Raw genomic sequence first — 17,011 nt, forward strand, 5'->3', positions numbered from 1 at the left:
CCGCGGGCGGGCCGTACGATCGGGCAGATGGCTGGTCGCAGGCAGAGGTGGCGTTCGGGAGCCGTCGCGCTGTGCCTGCTGCTCGTCCCGCTGGCCGGGTGCGGCGGCCGGACGACGGCCGACCCGGCGCGGGCCGAGGTGCAGCAGGTGCTCGACCGGCGCGCGGCGGCCCTCCTGGGGCACGACGAGACGGCGTACGCCGAGACGGGCACCCGCACCGGGTACACGCGGCTGCGCGCGGTGCCGCTGGCGTCCTGGACCTACCGTGTGACCGGTCTGCGGCGCACCGGCGCCGACGTCACCGCCGAGGCCCGGCTGAGCTACCGGGTCCGCGGCCACGACCGGGCCCCCGTGACCACCGACCGCACCCTCGTCCTCGGCCGCACCGCCGACGGACGCTGGTACGTCGACTCCGACCGGCCCGCGACGAGGGCGGCCCAGCAACTGTGGGACCAGGGCGCCGTGTCGGCCGTCACGGGCGCGCACAGCCTGGTGCTCGGGGTCGGGCAGTCCGCGCAGACGCTGAACGCCTACGCGCGGCTCGCCGACCGCGCGGTCCCGGCCGTGTCCGGGGCCTGGGGCACGGACTGGACCCGGCAGGTCGTCGTGCTCGTGCCGCGGTCCCTGGACGGGATGGCGGGCCTGCTCGGTTCGCCTGCCTCCGCGTACCGGGGGATCGCCGCGGTCACCACCGGCGAGGCGGGCGGCCCCGCCCGCGCCCCCGCGGACCGGATCGTGGTCAATCCGGAGGCGTTCGCCCTCCTCGGCGACACCGGCAAGCAGGTGGTGCTCACCCACGAGACCACCCATGTGGCCACCCGCGCGCACACCACACCGGCCACCCCGCTGTGGCTGTCCGAGGGGTACGCGGACTGGATCGGCTACCGGGGCACGGAGCGCACACCGGTACAGGCGGCGCCGGAGCTGTCCCGTGCGGTCCGCGCCGGGCGGGTTCCGGCCGACCTGCCGGCCGACGGGGACTTCGGCTTCGCCGGCGACCCCGCGCGGCTCGCCCGGGCCTACGAGGGCGGCTGGCTGGCCGGCCGGATGATCGCCGAACACTGGGGCGAGGACCGGCTCGACGCCTTCTACCGCGCGGTCGGCGCGCACGGGCAGCGGGCGGGCGCCGTCGAGGACGCACTGCACCGGGAACTCGGCACGACCCTGCCCGACTTCACCGACCGATGGCGGGCCTACCTACGCTCCCGACTCACCTGACCGACGCCCGGCTAGCGCGCCGCGTTGGGTCAGGGGGAGACCGGAGCCTGCTTCGTGCGGGTGGGCAGGCCGGGTAGGGGAGCCGTGCGGTCCGCCGGGACCGTGGACCGCCACAGCCGGCGGGCGGCGAGCAGCGTGGCGGCGACCAGCAGTCCGTTGCGCAGGAACAGCAGCCCCGTGCCGTACCAGTCGCCGACCACGACGTGCGAGAAGCCGATCGGGAACTCCAGGACGGTCACCAGGGTGGCCGCCAGGACCAGCAGGGCGGGCCGGCCCATCCGGGTGCCGCGGAAGGACACACAGACCGCGGCGAGGCCGATCAGCCAGACCATGTACTGCGGGCTGATCACCCGGCTCGTCGTGGTGAACATCAGCACCGCGGTGAACGCGGCGTCGGCGAGCGAGTGCGGCCGGAACCGGGTGGCCGCCAGCCGCCACAGCAGCAGCCAGCCGAAGACGGCACAGGCGAGCGTCAGCGCGGCGGTGCTCACCAGAGCGACGTACGGACCCAGGAACTCCACCGAGCCGTAGTTCAGCAGCACCTCGCCCCGCCAGCCGAAGTGCCGGGCCACATGGAAGACCAGGGCGCCCAGCGACTCCACCTCGGTGCCCCGGTCGCGCTGGAAGGCGAGGAAGGCGAAGGCGCCGGGCATGGCGACCGCGAACAGCGCCGCCACCCCCGCCGCGGTGGCCGCCGCGGCGCCCCACGCCCGCAGCCGCACGGCACCCACCAGGAGCAGCACGGGCCACACCTTGACCATCGCCCCGAAGCCGGCCAGCGCCCCCATCACCCGGGGGCGGCGGGCCCCCGCGTACACCGCGGCCACCGCCACCGCGGTCACCATCACGTCGTAGCGGGCATAGGCCGTCGGGCCGAGCAGCGGCAGGCCCGCCACCCACACCCAGGCCCCGCGCGGCGACTTGCCGGGGCGCCGGCCCGCGTACCCGAGCAGGGAGAGGACCGCCAGATCGGCGAGGAGGGCCAGGAGGAAGAAGGCGGTGGGGTAGTCGAGGAAGGGCAGGGTGCCCGGCGCGAGCACGGCGAGCGCGGCGGCGGGCGGATACTGCCAGGTCACGTCGTCCAGCGGGAACGTCCCGTGGCGCAGCACCTCGTACCAGCCGTGGTAGATCACCGACACGTCGGTCGTGACGTCCGCGCCGGGGAAGACGAACACCCGGAGGACGAAGAGCAGCAGCAACAGCCGGGTCAGCCCCCAGGTCCCCAGCAGTGCGGCCAGGGGCCACCTCGTGCCCGCCATGTTCACCTGGGTCCCTGTCCGTTGTAGTTTGTCTTGGCTCCGCGTGAGCGACGTCACACAAGATAGACGATCACTCTCTGTCTCCGAAATGGCCCGACTGACGTGGCCATGGCCGATGCGGCGTGCACCTCCGGTTACGCGGGCGCGTTGGATAGGTTGGGCGGTGATGCACAAGACCCTGATCGTGACCAACGACTTCCCGCCCCGGCCGGGCGGCATCCAGGCGTTCCTGCACAACATGGCGCTCCGGCTCGATCCCGAGCGGCTCGTCGTCTACGCCTCCACCTGGAAGCGCGGCCGGGCCGGCGCCGAGGCCACGGCCGCCTTCGACGCCGAGCAGCCCTTCACCGTCGTACGCGACCGCACGACGATGCTGCTGCCCACGCCCGCGGTGACGCGGCGGGCGGCCGGGCTGCTGCGGGAGCACGGGTGCACCTCGGTGTGGTTCGGGGCGGCTGCGCCGCTCGGGCTGATGGCGCCCGCCCTGCGGAAGGCGGGCGCCGAGCGGCTGGTGGCCACCACCCATGGGCACGAGGCGGGCTGGGCCCAGCTGCCTGCGGCCCGGCAACTGCTGCGCCGGATCGGGGAGTCCACCGACACGATCACCTACCTCGGCGGGTACACGCGCACCCGGATCGCCGCCGCGCTGACCCCGGCGGCGGCCGGGCGGATGGTGCAGCTGCCGCCCGGCGTCGACGAGAAGACCTTCCATCCGGAGTCCGGCGGTACGGAGGTGCGGGCGCGGCTCGGGCTGACCGACCGGCCGGTCGTGGTGTGCGTCTCGCGGCTGGTGCCGCGCAAGGGGCAGGACACGCTGATCCGGGCCCTGCCCCGGATCCTCGCCGCGCAGCCGGAGGCGGTGCTGCTGATCGTCGGGGGCGGACCGTACGAGAAGGAGCTGCGCAGGCTGGCGGGCGACACCGGGGTGGCCGGCTCGGTGCGCTTCACCGGCGCCGTGCCCTGGTCCGAGCTGCCCGCGCACTACGGCGCCGGGGACGTCTTCGCGATGCCCTGCCGTACCCGGCGGGGCGGGCTCGACGTCGAGGGGCTCGGGATCGTCTATCTGGAGGCCTCCGCGACCGGGCTGCCGGTCGTCGCCGGGGACTCGGGCGGCGCGCCCGACGCGGTGCTCGACGGGGAGACGGGCTGGGTCGTTCGCGGCGGCGACCCTGACGAGGCCGCCGAACGGATCATCACCCTCCTGGGAGACCCCGAACTACGCCACCGAATGGGCGAGCGAGGCCGAGCCTGGATCGAGAAAACCTGGCGCTGGGACCAACTGTCCCAAAACCTAAAAACCCTCCTGTAAAACCCCGCCCCAAAGGGGCGCGGGGAACTGCGCGACAAGCCACAACACACCCGCACCCGCGAACGGTGATCAGCCACCCACCCCGGATGGCGCCCGCGCTCCCCGGCGGAGCCGAGGACCCCTACTTCCGGTAGAGCGCCTCGACGTCGTCGGCGAAGTCCTTCGCAACAACGTTCCGCTTCAGCTTGAGCGACGGCGTGAGATACCCCGCCTCCTCGGTGAACTGCCCGGACAGAATCCGGAACTTCCGCACCGACTCCGCCTTCGACACCGCGACATTCCCGTCATCCACCGCTTCCTGGACCGCCGCGAGCAACTCCGGATCCTCGCGCAACGACGCCGCGGTGGCCCCCGCGGGCTTCCCGTGCTCCGCCGCCCAGCGGCCCAGGAACTCCTCGTCGAGAGTGATCAGCGCACCGACGAACGGCCGCCCGTCACCGACCACCATGCACTCCGCGACCAGCGCATGCGCCCGGATACGGTCCTCGATCACAGCCGGGGCGACGTTCTTGCCGCCCGCGGTGACGATGATCTCCTTCTTGCGCCCGGTGATCCGCAGGTAGCCGTCCTCGTCGAGGGTGCCGATGTCACCGGTGTGGAACCAGCCGTCGGCCAGCGCCTCAGCCGTCGCGGCCTCGTTGTTCCAGTACTCCTTGAACAGATGATCGCCGTGCAGCAGCACCTCACCGTCGTCGGCGATGCGGATCACGGACCCCGGCAGCGGCTGGCCGACCGTACCGATCTTCTGCCGGTCCCAGGGGTTGAACGCGGTCGCCGCGCAGGACTCGGTCAGGCCGTAGCCCTCCAGGACCGTGAAGCCGATGCCGCGGAAGAAGTGGCCGAGGCGCTCGCCCAGCGGGGCACCGCCGGAGATCGCGTACTCGCCGCGCCCGCCGAGCACCGCGCGCAGTTTGCCGTAGACCAGCGCGTCGAAGGCCCGGTGCTTGATCCGCAGCCCGAGCGATGGGCCCGACGGGGTGTCCAGCGCCTTGCTGTAGGCGATCGCGGTGTCCGCGGCCTTGTCGAAGATCTTCCCCTTGCCGTCCGCCTGCGCCTTGGCGCGCGCCCCGTTGTAGACCTTCTCGAAGACCCGGGGCACGCCGAGGATCAGCGTCGGGCGGAACGTGGCCAGTTCGTCCGTGAGGTGCTTGATGTCCGGGAGGTTGCCCAGCTTGATCGGCGCCATCATCGGCGCGACCTGCACCAGCCGGCCGAAGACATGCGCGAGCGGCAGGAACAGCAGGACCGAGCACTCGCCGGTGCGGAACAGCGGGCGCAGCCGCTCGACGATGTTGCCGCACTCGGCGAAGAACGCCCGGTGGGTGAGCACACAGCCCTTGGGCCTGCCGGTCGTGCCGGACGTGTAGACGATGGTCGCCGCGTCGTCGGCCTTGGCGAGCGAACTGCGCTCCTCGACCGTCGCGTCGGTGAGGTCCTGACCCAGCCGCTCCAGCTCCGCGACGCCACCGGCGTCGATCTGCCAGACGTGCTTGAGGGCGGGCAGCCGGTCGCGCACCGCGTCCACGGCGGCGGCGTGGCCGTCCTGCTCCACGATGCAGGCGGTGGCGCCCGAGTCGGAGAGGATCCACTGCACCTGCTCCGGCGAACTCGTCTCGTACACCGGCACGGTGACCGCCCCCGCGCTCCAGATCGCGAAGTCGAGGAGCGTCCACTCGTAGCGGGTGCGGGACATCAGGCCGACCCGGTCGCCTGGCTGGACGCCGGACGCGATGAGCCCCTTGGCGGCGGCGCGCACCTCGGCCAGGAACGCCTCGGCCGTCACGTCCTGCCAGCCGCTGCCGGTCTTGCGGGCCATGACGGCGACATCGGGATGCTGCGCGGCGTTTCTGCGGACGATGTCGGTCAGATTGCCGTCCGCAGGGACCTCGTACAAAGCCGGAAGGCTGAACTCGCGCAAGACTGCTGCTCCTCATAGGGCGCCGGCGCCACGACAGTGTGTGCTGCGACGGTGCGGTCCAAGGCTCGGGCAGGTGCTCCGGTACCCACCAGGGGCCTCCCGGCCCGTTGGTTGAAATCCAGAGCATGACTGGACTGCCCGGACGTTACCCGCCGGTATGGGCTCTTCGACAGGGGGCCCGGCGAGATGTTCGCTGCGTCACACAGGTTGGTGTTCCTGCGCGCACAGTAGTCCACGGTTTTCCTGACGGGCCAGTAGCCGCAGGCCCGGACGCCACTGTTCACGTCCGTCGCACAGGCATACCCTTGATCGCCATGGCACCCACACCCGTCGGTAACCGAAGGACTCGCGTCCATGTGGTCAGCGACGTGCACGGCAACGCCCGCGACCTGGCCCGGGCCGGCGAGGGCGCCGATGCCCTGATCTGCCTCGGTGACCTCGTGCTCTTCCTCGACTACGCCGACCACTCGCGCGGGATCTTCCCCGACCTGTTCGGCGTGCGGAACGCCGACCGCATCGTCGAACTGCGCACCGCCCGCCGCTTCGAGGAGGCACGTGCGTTCGGGGCCCGGCTGTGGGCGGGCATCGGCACCGACCGGGCCGCCGCCGTCGAGAAAGCGGTGCGCCGGCAGTACGCCGAGCTGTTCGCCGCCTTCCCCACGCCGACGTACGCGACCTACGGCAATGTCGACATGCCACCCCTGTGGCCGGAGTACACCCGGCCCGGCACCACGGTCCTGGACGGCGAACGGGTGGAGATCGGCGGCCGGACCTTCGGCTTCGTCGGCGGTGGGCTGCGTACCCCGATGCGGACGCCGTACGAGATCGACGACGACGCGTACGCGGCGAAGATCGAGGCGGTCGGCGAGGTCGACGTGCTGTGCACGCACATCCCGCCCGAGGTGCCGGAACTCGTGTACGACACGGTGGCCCGCCGGTTCGAGCGGGGCAGCCGGGCGCTGCTCGACGCGATCCGCCGCACCCGGCCCCGCTACGCGCTGTTCGGCCATGTCCACCAGCCGCTCGTACGGCGGATGCGGATCGGCGCCACGGAATGCGTGAACGTCGGGCACTTCGCCGGTACGGGCCGGCCATGGGCGCTCGAATGGTGAGGGGCGCGCGGACGGGGTGAAACCGGTGCTCGGGCGCGCGGTAGCCTTCACGCTGCACACACGTGCGCACGACGACCTCTCTGTACCGGTCTGCACCGGCCCGCATCCGGAGGAGCCACGGCGATGGCGGAACACACCAGCTCGAGCATCACCATTGAGGCGGCCCCCGCCGACGTCATGGGGGTGATCGCCGACTTCGCCCGCTACCCGGACTGGACCGGTGAGGTGAAGGAGGCGGAGGTCCTCAAGACGGACGGCCAGGGCCGCGCCGAGCAGGTCCGCCTCGTCATGGACGCCGGCGCGATCAAGGACGACCAGACCCTGGCCTACACCTGGACCGGCGACCGCGAGGTCTCCTGGACCCTGGTGAAGTCCCAGATGCTCCGCTCCCTCGACGGCACCTACCTCCTCGCAGCGGACGGCGCGGGCGCCACCGAGGTCACCTACCGGCTGACCGTGGACGTCAAGATCCCCATGCTCGGCATGATCAAGCGCAAGGCGGAGAAGGTCATCATCGACCGCGCGCTGGCGGGACTGAAGAAGCGGGTCGAGTCCGGGGAGAAGCCCGGGGAGAAGTAGCGGCGGCGTGCCGGGCCGGCACGCGCGGGTAGCGTTCACCCCCATGCGCACCATCCTGATCACAGGTCCGGGCGGCTCGGGCCGTACGACCGTCGCCGCCGCCACCGCCCTGCGCGCCGCGGGCGCCGGCACCCGGACCCTCGTGCTGAGCGCCGACCGCGCGGACGCCCTCGGCGCCGTGCTGGGCACGCCGACGGGACCCGACCCCGTCCGGGCCGCACCCGGCCTCACCGCCTGGCGCCCCGACGCCGCCGCCCGCTTCCGCGACGACCTCACCGCGTTCCAGGACCGTGCCACGGGCTTCCTCGACCTGCTCGGCGCCGCCCGCCTCGACCCGGAGGAGGTCACCCCCCTCCCCGGCGCCGAGGAGCTGTCCGTCCTGCGCGCCCTGCGCGACGCCGCCCTCTCCGAGCGCTACGACCTGCTCGTCGTCGACCTTCCGCCCGCCCCGCGCGCCCTCGACCTGCTCGCCCTCCCCGAGGAACTGCGCCGCTACCTGCGCCGGCTGCTGCCACCCGAGCGCCAGGCGGCCCGCGCCCTGCGCCCCGTCCTCGGCCGCCTCGCGGGCGTTCCGATGCCCGCCGAGTGGCTGTACGAGACGGCAGCCCGCTGGGACGTCGAGCTGGCCGCCGTGGAGGCCGTCCTGCGGGACCGCGCCACGACCGTACGGCTCGTCGCCGAACCGGGCCCGGCCGGTGCCGACGCCGTGCGCACCGCCGCCCTCGGTCTCGCCCTGCGCGGCCTGCGCACCGACGCGCTGATCGCCAACCGGGTGCTGCCCGAGACCGGGCCGGAGACCTGGCCGGCCGGGCTCCTCGCCCAGCAGCGCAAGGCCCTCGCCGACTGGCAGCAGTCGTACGACGTCCACCCGGTCGCGCACCTCGGCCGCGACCCGCGCGGCACCGACGACCTCGCCGCGCTCGCCGTGCCGGGCGGCGACACGGCACCCGGCCCCGTCGAGTGGCCCGTCACCGACCGGATCGCCGAGGACGGCGTGCTCGTCTGGCACATTCCGCTGCCCGGCGCGATACGCGACGAGCTCGACCTGGTCCGGCGCGGCGACGAACTCGTCGTCACCGTGGGCCGGTTCCGCCGAATCGTTCCGCTCCCGTCCGCCCTGCGCCGCTGCACCGTCGCCGGGGCCGCACTGCAGGACGGGGCGCTGCGCATCCGCTTCGCCCCCGACCCGGAACTGTGGCCGCGCGAGCGCTGACACCGGAGCCGTGGCCGCGCGCATACTGACGCCGGAGGGCGCTGAACCACGCGCGCCCGTTCGGGTAACGTCGGAGAGACGAACCGTAGTCAGGAGTCCGTCATGAGCGAAGAGCGCCCCACACCGGACGCCCTGGAGCCACAGCCGGCCGACGAGGTACGGGCGACCGACGCCGACGCCTGGGCCACGGCCTGCGCCGAGGACCTCGCCGCGGAGAAGGCCCGCCGCCGCGCCGAGTACGGCCCGCCCCCGGGCTCGGCCGCCGAGGAACTGCGCAAGTTCGTCGACGCCGTCGCCGACCGGCTGTCCGGTCTGCAGAACCCGCTCCTCGGGGCGGTCGCCGGGCCCGCAGCCCAGCAGGTGGTGCGGCAGGTCGTGCAGCAGGCCAAGGCGGCGGTCGAACCCGTGATAGAGCGCAACCCGGACGTCTTCGACCACCTGGCCGCGGCCGGAAACGAACTCCTCGCCGCCTACCGGTCGGCCGTCCAGTCCCAGGAGCGCCGCTGGACGACCTCCGCGGACGGCCCCGAGGGCGACGGAAAGGGCCCCGAGGACCACGGGAAGGACCGGGGCGAGGGCACCGGTCCAGGCGAACGCATCGACTTGGACTGACGGCCCCCTCGGGTACGGTTGGCCGTAGCGGGGCTCGACCGGAACTGAGGGATTCATGGGACTCACCATCGGCGTCGACATCGGCGGCACGAAGATCGCGGCCGGCGTGGTCGACGAGGAAGGCAACATCCTCTCGACCCACAAGGTGCCGACCCCGGGCACGCCCGAGGGCATCGTGGACGCCATCGCCTCGGCGGTGGAGGGCGCCCGCGCGGGGCACGAGATCGTCGGCGTGGGCATAGGGGCGGCCGGCTACGTCAACCGGCAGCGCTCCACCGTGTACTTCGCGCCCAACATCGACTGGCGCCAGGAGCCGCTGAAGGAGAAGGTCGAGGCCCGCGTCTCCCTCCCGGTCGTCGTGGAGAACGACGCCAACGCGGCCGCGTGGGGCGAGTACAAGTTCGGCGCCGGCAAGGGCCACCGCAACGTCATCTGCATCACGCTCGGCACGGGCCTGGGCGGCGGCATCATCATCGGCAACAAGCTGCGCCGCGGACACTTCGGCGTGGCCGCCGAGTTCGGCCACATCCGGATGGTCCCGGACGGCCTGCTGTGCGGCTGCGGCTCACAGGGCTGCTGGGAGCAGTACGCGTCGGGCCGCGCCCTGGTGAGATACGCCAGGCAGCGTGCCAAAGCCACCCCCGAGAACGCCGAGATCCTGCTCGGCCTCGGCGACGGCACCCCGGACGGCATCGAGGGCAAGCACATCTCCATGGCCGCCCGTCAGGGCGACCCGGTCGCCGTCGACTCCTACCGCGAACTGGCCCGCTGGGCCGGCGCCGGCCTCGCCGATCTGGCCTCCCTGTTCGACCCGTCCGCGTTCATCGTCGGCGGCGGCCTCTCCGACGAGGGCGAACTGGTCCTCGACCCGATCCGCAAGTCCTACAAGCGCTGGCTGGTCGGCGGCAACTGGCGGCCGGTCGCCGAGGTCATCGCCGCCCAACTGGGCAACGAGGCGGGCCTGGTCGGCGCGGCGGACCTGGCCAGGGAACCCGACCCGATCATGTGACGGCCCGGTGCGGGGTGCGGGCGACCGCGCGACGAGCCGAGGACAGCCGGCGGTCGCACGGGAACCCGCGTCCCGGGCTGGTGGGCGTCATGGACGTGGCCCCCCAGTAGATTGATCCGCATGCCGACACCCCCGCCGCTGCCCAACTCCCGGACCGAACCCGACGGTTCCGCGATCATCCGGGTCCTCAGCTACAACATCCGCTCGATGCGCGACGACACCGCCGCCCTCGCCCGGGTGATCGGCGCCTGCGCCCCGGACCTGGTCCTCGTCCAGGAGGCCCCGCGGTTCTTCCGCTGGCGCAAGAAGCTGGCCCGGCTCGCGGCCGCGTCGGGACAGGTGATCCTCTCCGGGGGCGGTACGGCGGCGGGACCGGCGATCCTGTGCACGCTGCGGGCGACCGTCGAACGGACTGAGGACGTGCTGCTCCCGCTCACCCCGGGACGGCACCGGCGGGGCTTCGCCACGGCCGTCGTACGGTTCGGCGGCGCCAGGCTCGGTGTGCTCAGCTGCCATCTGAGCCTGCAGCGGGACGAGCGGTACGAGCAGGGCGGGATGCTGCTGGACCGGCTGGCCGGGATGGGCGTGGAACACGCGGTCGCGGGCGGCGACCTCAACGAGCGTCCCGACGGCCGCACCTTCCGGCGGCTGGCCGAGGGGTTGCGGGACTGCCGGGCCGCCGCGCCCTGGGGCGGCGAGTACACCTCGACACCCACGGAGCCGCGGCAGCGGATCGACGCGATCTTTGCGACCAAGGGGGTCGAGGTGCTGGGGTGCGGGGTGCCGCTGGGTCTGCCCGGAGTGACGGACACGGACCTACGGGCGGCAACGGACCATTTCCCGGTACTGGGCGCTCTGCGGGTCCCGGGGGTTTAAGTCCGGGGCGAGGGCGGGCGCCCCAAAGGGGCGCGGGGAACTGCGCGATCAACCACAACGACCCCGCACCCACCCCCTAGGGGCGCGGGGAACTGCGCGATCAACCACGATGGCGCCGCACCCACCCCACGACCTGACGCACCCACCCCCTAGGGGCGCGGGGAACTGCGCAACCGGCCAAGGCGGCACCGCCACCCCGTGGGGGCGGACCCGGGCGTCAGACCACAGCTCCGCGACCGGGGTCATCGGATTCGTCGTCGTCCGTACGCATCCGCGTCACCAGCGTGACAAAGCCACCGAGGAAGCCGCCGATGCCCAGCGTCGCCAGCCACCACGTCATGTCCCAGCCGAGCAGCACCGCCAGCAGGAGCAGGATCGGCCCGCCCACCACACCGAGCCAGGCGAACTTGGCGGTGGTGTCGGCGGCGGGCAGCGGCGGCGGCTCGGGCGGCACGAAGTGGCCCTCGTCGTCCTCGTCGAAGTCGTCGTCGGACGGCTCGGACGGAGCGTAGTCGCGCGGGCCGACGCCGGGCGCGAAGGCGACGGAGCTGCCGAGCGGCTTGGCGGGCCCCTTCGCGTCGGCGCCCTCGCCACTGTCCTTGCCGGCCGCGCCCTCGCCGTCGGCGGTGCCGTCGCCGTCGTTCGTGTCCCCTTCGAGCACCGCCAGGTCCTCGACCGATTTGAACGGCTTGGCACCCGGCGGGTCGGGCGGCTCGTCGCCGTACCCTTCGACGATCGCCGCCCAGGCGGCATCCTCGTCGAAGGGCACGCCCTTCTCGTCCGGCTCGCGATCCTCGCGGTCGGAGTCGTGCTCAGCCAACTGCGGCCGTCCCTTCCTTGCCGACACTGGGTGCGAGCCGGCCGATGAAGGCGAGGCTCTCCTCGAAGATCCGGTCCGCGTCGTGGTCCAACGTCGCGACGTGGTAACTCTGTTCCAGCACGACCTCGGTCACGTCCGTCGAGGACACCCGGCTCAACACCCGGACCGGGTCGGCCGGCGAGACCACATGGTCGCGCGCGCTGCGCAGGAGCAGCAGCGGCTGGGTGACCTGCGGCAGCTCACCGTCGACCAGGCGCAGGAAATTCCGCAGGGAGTGCGCCGCGTGCAGCGGCACCCGGTCGTACCCCCCTTCCGTGGGGCCCGGCTTCGCGATGTCGTCGGTGATCCCCTTGACCGAGCGCACCAGGTGCCGGACCACCGGAAGGGCGTACGCCGCCGGGCCGTGCATCCTGTTCACCGGGTTGACGACCACGACGCCCGCGACCGCGTCCCCGTGCCGGGCCGCCAGCCGCAGGGCCAGCGCCCCGCCCATCGACAGGCCGGCCACGCACACCACTCGGCAGCGCTCGCGCAGCAGCCGCAGCTCGCGGTCCACCTCCGCGTACCAGTCCTGCCAGGTGGTGAGCTGCATGTCCTGCCAGCGTGTGCCGTGTCCGGGCAGCAGCGGCAGCGACACGGTCAGACCGTGCGCGGCATGGTGCGTCGCCCAGGGGCGCAGCGACTGGGGAGAGCCGGTGAAGCCGTGGCAGAGGAGGACACCCACCTCTCCGCCCTCGTGGCGGTACGGCTCGGCTCCGGGCAGAACCGGCACGTGATGTCTCCTGTTCATGAGAGCGACGTGAATGACTGCGGGTTCTGCTTCACCGTACGCGACCGCACTGACACCGACCAGGGCCGTCGGGTCCATTGGCGGTTCCGCGGGTTAAGGTCTGATCGACGGAAACGGGAGGCACGCGGTTGTTGTACGGGACGATGAAGGTCGCCATCGGGGGGCCGCTGAAGGTCGCCTTCAGGCCCTGGGTGGAGGGCCTGGAGAACATTCCGGCCACGGGCCCCGCCATACTGGCGAGCAATCACCTGTCCTTCTCGGACTCGTTCTTCCTGCCCGCGGTTCTCGACCGCAAGGTCACCTTCATCGCCAAGGCCGAGTACTTCACCACCCCCGGAGTCAAGGGCCGGTTGACGGCAGCGTTCTTCAAGGGGGTCGGGCAGCTCCCCGTGGACCGTTCCGGCGCGCGCGGCGCGGGTGAGGCGGCGGTCAAGAGCGGCCTGGAGGTGCTGGAGCGCGGCGAGCTGTTCGGGATCTACCCGGAGGGCACGCGCTCGCCCGACGGCCGGCTGTACCGGGGCAAGCCCGGCGGCCTGGCGCGGGTGGCGCTCGCGTCCGGCGCGCCGGTCATCCCGGTCGCCATGATCGACACGGAGAAGATCCAGCCGCCCGGGAAGGTCGTCCCGAAGCTGATGCGGCCGGGCATCCGCATCGGCAGGCCCCTGGACTTCAGCCGCTACCAGGGCCTGGAGCACGACCGCTTCGTCCTGCGCGCGCTGACCGACGAGGTCATGTACGAGATCATGAAGCTCTCCGGCCAGGAGTACGTCGACATCTACGCGACCGCCGCCAAGCGGCAGCTCGCGGAGGCCGCGAAGACGGCCAAGAAGGACCTGCGGGACCAGCGGGACCAGAACGACACGGCGGACGGGCGCGGGACGCAGGCTTAGGCGCGACTGCCGGGCCGGGGGGTGGGGGAGATGCCCAGACGCGAACGCGTCATGAGGATGTCGGTCGAGCAGCCGCTGTGGCGTGCGCTCGCCGCCTACCGCGTCCTGACGATGCTGTACGCCATCGGCCTGTTCGCCACCGCCTACGACGGGTTCACCCGGCCCTGGCTCGCCCTGTCCTACTACGGCGTCCTGTCCGTGTGGACCCTCGCCACCCTGCCCAGGGTGAGCAACGCGGCGAGCTGCACCCGGCGGTTCCTCGCCGCCGACCTGACGATCGCGCTCACCGGCATCCTCCTCACGCCGGTCGCCGACGCCCATGAGCGGGTCGCCGACGGCGGTCCCACGCTGCCGTCGATATGGACCGCGGGCTCCGTGCTGGCCTTCGCTGTCAAGGGCGGCTGGCGCTGGGCGGCGTTCGCGTCCACGGCCGTCGCCGCCGCCAACCTGGTCGAGCGGGGCAGCCCGGCCCGCGACACCGTGCACAACGTGATCCTCGTGTGGGTCGCCTCCATCGCCATCGGCTACGTCGTCGAGGTTGCCCGCGCCTCCGAGCGCACCCTCGCCCGGGCCCTGGAGATCGAGGCCGCGACCAGGGAACGGGAGCGGCTGGCCCGGGACATCCACGACAGCGTGCTCCAGGTGCTGGCGATGGTGCAGCGGCGCGGCGCGGTCATCGGCGGGGAGGCGGCCGAGCTGGGCCGGCTGGCCGGCGAGCAGGAGGTGGCGCTGCGCACGCTGGTCGCCGGGGGGCTGGTGCCGGTCCCGCGGGCGTCGGAGGACACGGCCGAGGGGGCGGTCGTACGGGTCGTGGAGGAGCCGGACGACGCCGCAGGACCCGTCGATCTGCGCGCGCTGCTCGCCCCGTACGCCGGCGCCCGGGTCAGCCTCGCCGAGCCCGGCGCCCCGGTGCCGCTGCCGCCCGCCGCCGCACGGGAACTGGCCGCGGCCGTCGGCGCCGCCCTGGACAACGTCCGCAGGCACGCGGGGGAGGGCGCCCGGGCCTGGATCCTGGTCGAGGACGAGCCCGACGAGATCGTCGTGACCGTACGGGACGACGGGCCCGGCATCCCCGAGGGACGGCTCGCGCAGGCCGAGGGCGAGGGGCGGCTCGGGGTGGCCCTTTCGATCCGGGGGCGGCTGCGCGACCTGGGCGGCAGCGCCGAACTGAGCTCGGTGCCCGGGCAGGGCACGGAGGTCGAACTGAAGGTTCCGAAGGACGCCGCGCAGGCATGGGGGAAGGCGGACAAGCGATGAGCGAGCAGCAGGACCCGATCAAGGTCATGGTGGTCGACGACCACCCCATGTGGCGCGACGCGGTCGCCCGGGACCTGTCCGAGGCCGGCTTCGCGGTGGTCGCCACCGCCGGGGACGGCGAGCAGGCGGTGCGCCGCGCCCTGGCGGCCGGTCCCGATGTGCTGGTTCTGGACCTCAACCTGCCGGCGAAACCGGGGGTCCAGGTCTGCAAGGAACTGGTCGGCGCCGACCCGCGGCTGCGGGTCCTTGTGCTCTCGGCGAGCGGTGAGCACGCGGACGTCCTGGAGGCCGTGAAGTCCGGCGCGACCGGCTATCTGCTCAAGTCGGCGTCCACGGAGGACCTGCTGGACGCGGTGCGCCGGACCGCGGTGGGCGACCCGGTGTTCACGCCCGGCCTCGCCGGACTGGTCCTCGGCGAGTACCGCAGGCTGGCCGCCGAGCCGGGACCGGCGCCGGACGCCGACGAGCCGAAGGCGCCGCGGCTGACCGACCGTGAGACGGAGGTGCTGCGCCTGGTCGCCAAGGGTCTGAGCTACAAGCAGATCGCCGAACGCCTCGTCATCTCCCATCGCACGGTCCAGAACCATGTGCAGAACACCCTCGGCAAGCTCCAACTGCACAACCGGGTCGAGCTGGTGCGGTACGCGATAGAGCGCGGACTCGACGAGGAATGAACGGGGCATGAACTAGAAACGAACGGGGGATATGCGGAAAATGGACACTATGTCCCGGTGTCCACTCTTTCGAGTGGATCCGGACGGGTCCGGAATGATCAACTGGGCCGTAATTCAGTGGAATTGACCATCCCGCCCATCCCGAAGTGACCTGGATCACTATTAGCGTTCCCTTCACCAGCAACCGCGGCGAAGGGAGATTTCCATGCGGGTCGGAGTACTGACCGGAGGCGGTGACTGCCCCGGGCTCAACGCCGTCATCCGGGGCGTCGTCCGCAAGGGCGTGCAGGAGTACGGCTATGACTTCGTCGGCTTCCGGGACGGCTGGCGGGGCCCTCTCGAAGGGGACAGCGTCCGCCTCGACATCCCCGCGGTGCGCGGCATCCTGCCCCGCGGCGGCACCATCCTCGGCTCCTCGCGGACCAATCCGCTCAAGGTCGAGGACGGCATCCGCCGCATCAAGGACAACCTTGTCAAGCAGGAGGTCGAGGCACTGATCGCGATCGGCGGCGAGGACACCCTGGGCGTCGCCGCGCGGCTGTCCGACGAGTACGGCCTGCCGTGCGTCGGCGTCCCGAAGACCATCGACAACGACCTCTCCGCCACCGACTACACCTTCGGCTTCGACACCGCCGTCGGCATCGCCACCGAGGCGATCGACCGGCTGCACACCACCGCCGAATCGCATATGCGCGTCCTGGTCGTCGAGGTGATGGGCCGTCACGCCGGCTGGATCGCCCTGCACTCCGGCCTCGCCGGCGGCGCCAACGTCATCCTCATCCCCGAGCAGCGCTTCGACGTCGACCGGGTGTGCGGCTGGGTGACCTCCCGCTTCAAGGCGTCGTACGCCCCGATCGTGGTCGTCGCCGAGGGCGCCATGCCCAAGGACGGCCAGATGGTGCTCAAGGACGAGTCGCTGGACTCCTTCGGACACGTGCGGCTCTCCGGCGTCGGCGAATGGCTGGCCAAGGAGATCGAGAAGCGGACCGGCAAGGAGGCCCGCACCACGGTCCTCGGGCATGTGCAGCGCGGCGGCACGCCGAGCGCCTTCGACCGCTGGCTCGCCACCCGCTTCGGCCTGCACGCCATCGACGCCGTGCGCGACGGCGACTTCGGCAGGATGGTCGCCCTGCGCGGCACCGACATCGTCCGCGTCCCGATCGCCGAGGCCACGGCCAAACTGAAGACGGTGGACCCGAAACTGTACGAGGAGGCCGGAGTCTTCTTCGGCTGACGCCACACCAACCCCCTCACCTGTTAACGCCGTCCGCGGGTGGCGCCCCGAAAGGGGCGCGGGGAACTGCGCGCTCAGCCCCCACACTCCCGCACCCGAAGAACCACGAGCAGCCCCCGAACCCCCTCGCGTGTCAACGCCGTCCGCGGGCGGCCCCCCGAAGGGGGCGCGGGGAACTGCGCGCTCAGCCCCCACGTTCCGGCACCCGAAGAACCACGAGCACACTCCCGCACCCGAAGAA

At 72.5% G+C, this 17,011-nt stretch carries 16 protein-coding genes; 12 read left to right on the top strand and 4 right to left on the bottom strand.

The genetic code is table 11. The features are described from left to right. The first annotated feature begins 27 nt into the window (after positions 1 to 27). Entirely contained in the window at positions 28 to 1,218 is a 1,191-nt protein-coding gene (locus tag CTZ28_RS04470) for a hypothetical protein (protein WP_121887889.1), read from the top strand. A 29-nt stretch (positions 1,219 to 1,247) separates the two neighbouring features. Here CTZ28_RS04470 and CTZ28_RS04475 read toward each other — a convergent pair whose 3' ends face one another. Further along, positions 1,248 to 2,477, bottom strand: a complete 1,230-nt coding sequence (locus tag CTZ28_RS04475) for a glycosyltransferase 87 family protein (RefSeq protein ID WP_121887890.1) — start codon at positions 2,475 to 2,477, stop codon at positions 1,248 to 1,250. A 166-nt stretch (positions 2,478 to 2,643) separates the two neighbouring features. Between CTZ28_RS04475 and CTZ28_RS04480 the strand changes: the two genes are divergently transcribed. Continuing rightward, positions 2,644 to 3,786, top strand: coding sequence for a glycosyltransferase family 4 protein (locus CTZ28_RS04480; protein ID WP_121887891.1), 1,143 nt, complete (start codon positions 2,644 to 2,646; stop codon positions 3,784 to 3,786). A gap of 121 nt (positions 3,787 to 3,907) precedes the next feature. Here CTZ28_RS04480 and CTZ28_RS04485 read toward each other — a convergent pair whose 3' ends face one another. Next, entirely contained in the window at positions 3,908 to 5,704 is a 1,797-nt protein-coding gene (locus tag CTZ28_RS04485) for an AMP-dependent synthetase/ligase (RefSeq protein WP_121887892.1), read from the bottom strand. A gap of 314 nt (positions 5,705 to 6,018) precedes the next feature. Between CTZ28_RS04485 and CTZ28_RS04490 the strand changes: the two genes are divergently transcribed. From CTZ28_RS04490 to CTZ28_RS04515, 6 genes are all read left to right on the top strand, one after another. After that, positions 6,019 to 6,816, top strand: coding sequence for a metallophosphoesterase family protein (locus CTZ28_RS04490; RefSeq protein ID WP_121887893.1), 798 nt, complete (start codon positions 6,019 to 6,021; stop codon positions 6,814 to 6,816). A 123-nt stretch (positions 6,817 to 6,939) separates the two neighbouring features. Beyond that, entirely contained in the window at positions 6,940 to 7,395 is a 456-nt protein-coding gene (locus tag CTZ28_RS04495; RefSeq protein WP_121887894.1) for an SRPBCC family protein, read from the top strand. Positions 7,396 to 7,438: 43 nt separating this feature from the next. Next, entirely contained in the window at positions 7,439 to 8,608 is a 1,170-nt protein-coding gene (locus CTZ28_RS04500; RefSeq protein WP_121888101.1) for an ArsA family ATPase, read from the top strand. Between the two features lie 102 nt (positions 8,609 to 8,710). Continuing rightward, a complete protein-coding gene (locus tag CTZ28_RS04505) occupies positions 8,711 to 9,220 on the top strand; it encodes a DUF5304 domain-containing protein (RefSeq protein ID WP_121887895.1) in 510 nt (169 codons plus the stop codon). Positions 9,221 to 9,275: 55 nt separating this feature from the next. Continuing rightward, entirely contained in the window at positions 9,276 to 10,229 is a 954-nt protein-coding gene (locus CTZ28_RS04510; RefSeq protein ID WP_121887896.1) for an ROK family glucokinase, read from the top strand. A 120-nt stretch (positions 10,230 to 10,349) separates the two neighbouring features. Next, on the top strand, positions 10,350 to 11,105 hold the full coding sequence (locus CTZ28_RS04515) for an endonuclease/exonuclease/phosphatase family protein (protein ID WP_121887897.1): 756 nt from the start codon (positions 10,350 to 10,352) through the stop codon (positions 11,103 to 11,105). 217 nt (positions 11,106 to 11,322) lie between these two features. On the opposite strand, the gene CTZ28_RS04520 is transcribed toward CTZ28_RS04515, so the two are convergent. After that, the gene (locus CTZ28_RS04520) at positions 11,323 to 11,925 is read right to left on the bottom strand and encodes a hypothetical protein (protein ID WP_121887898.1); all 603 of its coding nucleotides are present in this window, start codon (positions 11,923 to 11,925) and stop codon (positions 11,323 to 11,325) included. Next, positions 11,918 to 12,697 (bottom strand): alpha/beta hydrolase, encoded by a 780-nt coding sequence (locus CTZ28_RS04525; protein WP_121887899.1) that lies wholly within the window; start codon positions 12,695 to 12,697, stop codon positions 11,918 to 11,920. Before CTZ28_RS04525 ends, CTZ28_RS04520 begins: the two co-directional genes overlap by 8 nt. 146 nt (positions 12,698 to 12,843) lie before the next feature. On the opposite strand from CTZ28_RS04525, the gene CTZ28_RS04530 reads away from it, so the two are divergent. The 4 genes from CTZ28_RS04530 to CTZ28_RS04545 all read left to right on the top strand — a co-directional run bounded on the left by CTZ28_RS04530 (position 12,844) and on the right by CTZ28_RS04545 (position 16,770). After that, positions 12,844 to 13,605, top strand: a complete 762-nt coding sequence (locus CTZ28_RS04530) for a lysophospholipid acyltransferase family protein (protein WP_121887900.1) — start codon at positions 12,844 to 12,846, stop codon at positions 13,603 to 13,605. Between the two features lie 30 nt (positions 13,606 to 13,635). Then, on the top strand, positions 13,636 to 14,862 hold the full coding sequence (gene macS, locus CTZ28_RS04535; protein WP_121887901.1) for a MacS family sensor histidine kinase: 1,227 nt from the start codon (positions 13,636 to 13,638) through the stop codon (positions 14,860 to 14,862). After that, positions 14,859 to 15,536 carry a response regulator gene (locus CTZ28_RS04540; protein WP_121887902.1) on the top strand — a complete coding sequence of 226 codons (678 nt, stop codon included), beginning with the start codon at positions 14,859 to 14,861 and terminating at the stop codon, positions 15,534 to 15,536. Before macS ends, CTZ28_RS04540 begins: the two co-directional genes overlap by 4 nt. A 205-nt stretch (positions 15,537 to 15,741) precedes the next feature. Beyond that, the gene (locus CTZ28_RS04545) at positions 15,742 to 16,770 is read left to right on the top strand and encodes a 6-phosphofructokinase (RefSeq protein WP_121887903.1); all 1,029 of its coding nucleotides are present in this window, start codon (positions 15,742 to 15,744) and stop codon (positions 16,768 to 16,770) included. Positions 16,771 to 17,011: the final 241 nt, after the last annotated feature.

The organism is Streptomyces shenzhenensis, assembly GCF_003688995.1.
Classification (GTDB): domain Bacteria; phylum Actinomycetota; class Actinomycetes; order Streptomycetales; family Streptomycetaceae; genus Streptomyces; species Streptomyces shenzhenensis_A.

Coding starts and splice junctions, on each gene's coding strand:
- CTZ28_RS04490 (WP_121887893.1), top strand. CDS start 6,019: ATGGCACCCACACCCGTCGGTAACCGAAGGACTCGCGTCCATGTGGTC.
- CTZ28_RS04505 (WP_121887895.1), top strand. CDS start 8,711: ATGAGCGAAGAGCGCCCCACACCGGACGCCCTGGAGCCACAGCCGGCC.
- CTZ28_RS04500 (WP_121888101.1), top strand. CDS start 7,439: ATGCGCACCATCCTGATCACAGGTCCGGGCGGCTCGGGCCGTACGACC.
- CTZ28_RS04545 (WP_121887903.1), top strand. CDS start 15,742: ATGCGGGTCGGAGTACTGACCGGAGGCGGTGACTGCCCCGGGCTCAAC.
- CTZ28_RS04515 (WP_121887897.1), top strand. CDS start 10,350: ATGCCGACACCCCCGCCGCTGCCCAACTCCCGGACCGAACCCGACGGT.
- CTZ28_RS04540 (WP_121887902.1), top strand. CDS start 14,859: ATGAGCGAGCAGCAGGACCCGATCAAGGTCATGGTGGTCGACGACCAC.
- macS (WP_121887901.1), top strand. CDS start 13,636: ATGCCCAGACGCGAACGCGTCATGAGGATGTCGGTCGAGCAGCCGCTG.
- CTZ28_RS04480 (WP_121887891.1), top strand. CDS start 2,644: ATGCACAAGACCCTGATCGTGACCAACGACTTCCCGCCCCGGCCGGGC.
- CTZ28_RS04495 (WP_121887894.1), top strand. CDS start 6,940: ATGGCGGAACACACCAGCTCGAGCATCACCATTGAGGCGGCCCCCGCC.
- CTZ28_RS04510 (WP_121887896.1), top strand. CDS start 9,276: ATGGGACTCACCATCGGCGTCGACATCGGCGGCACGAAGATCGCGGCC.
- CTZ28_RS04475 (WP_121887890.1), bottom strand. CDS start 2,477: ATGGCGGGCACGAGGTGGCCCCTGGCCGCACTGCTGGGGACCTGGGGG.
- CTZ28_RS04470 (WP_121887889.1), top strand. CDS start 28: ATGGCTGGTCGCAGGCAGAGGTGGCGTTCGGGAGCCGTCGCGCTGTGC.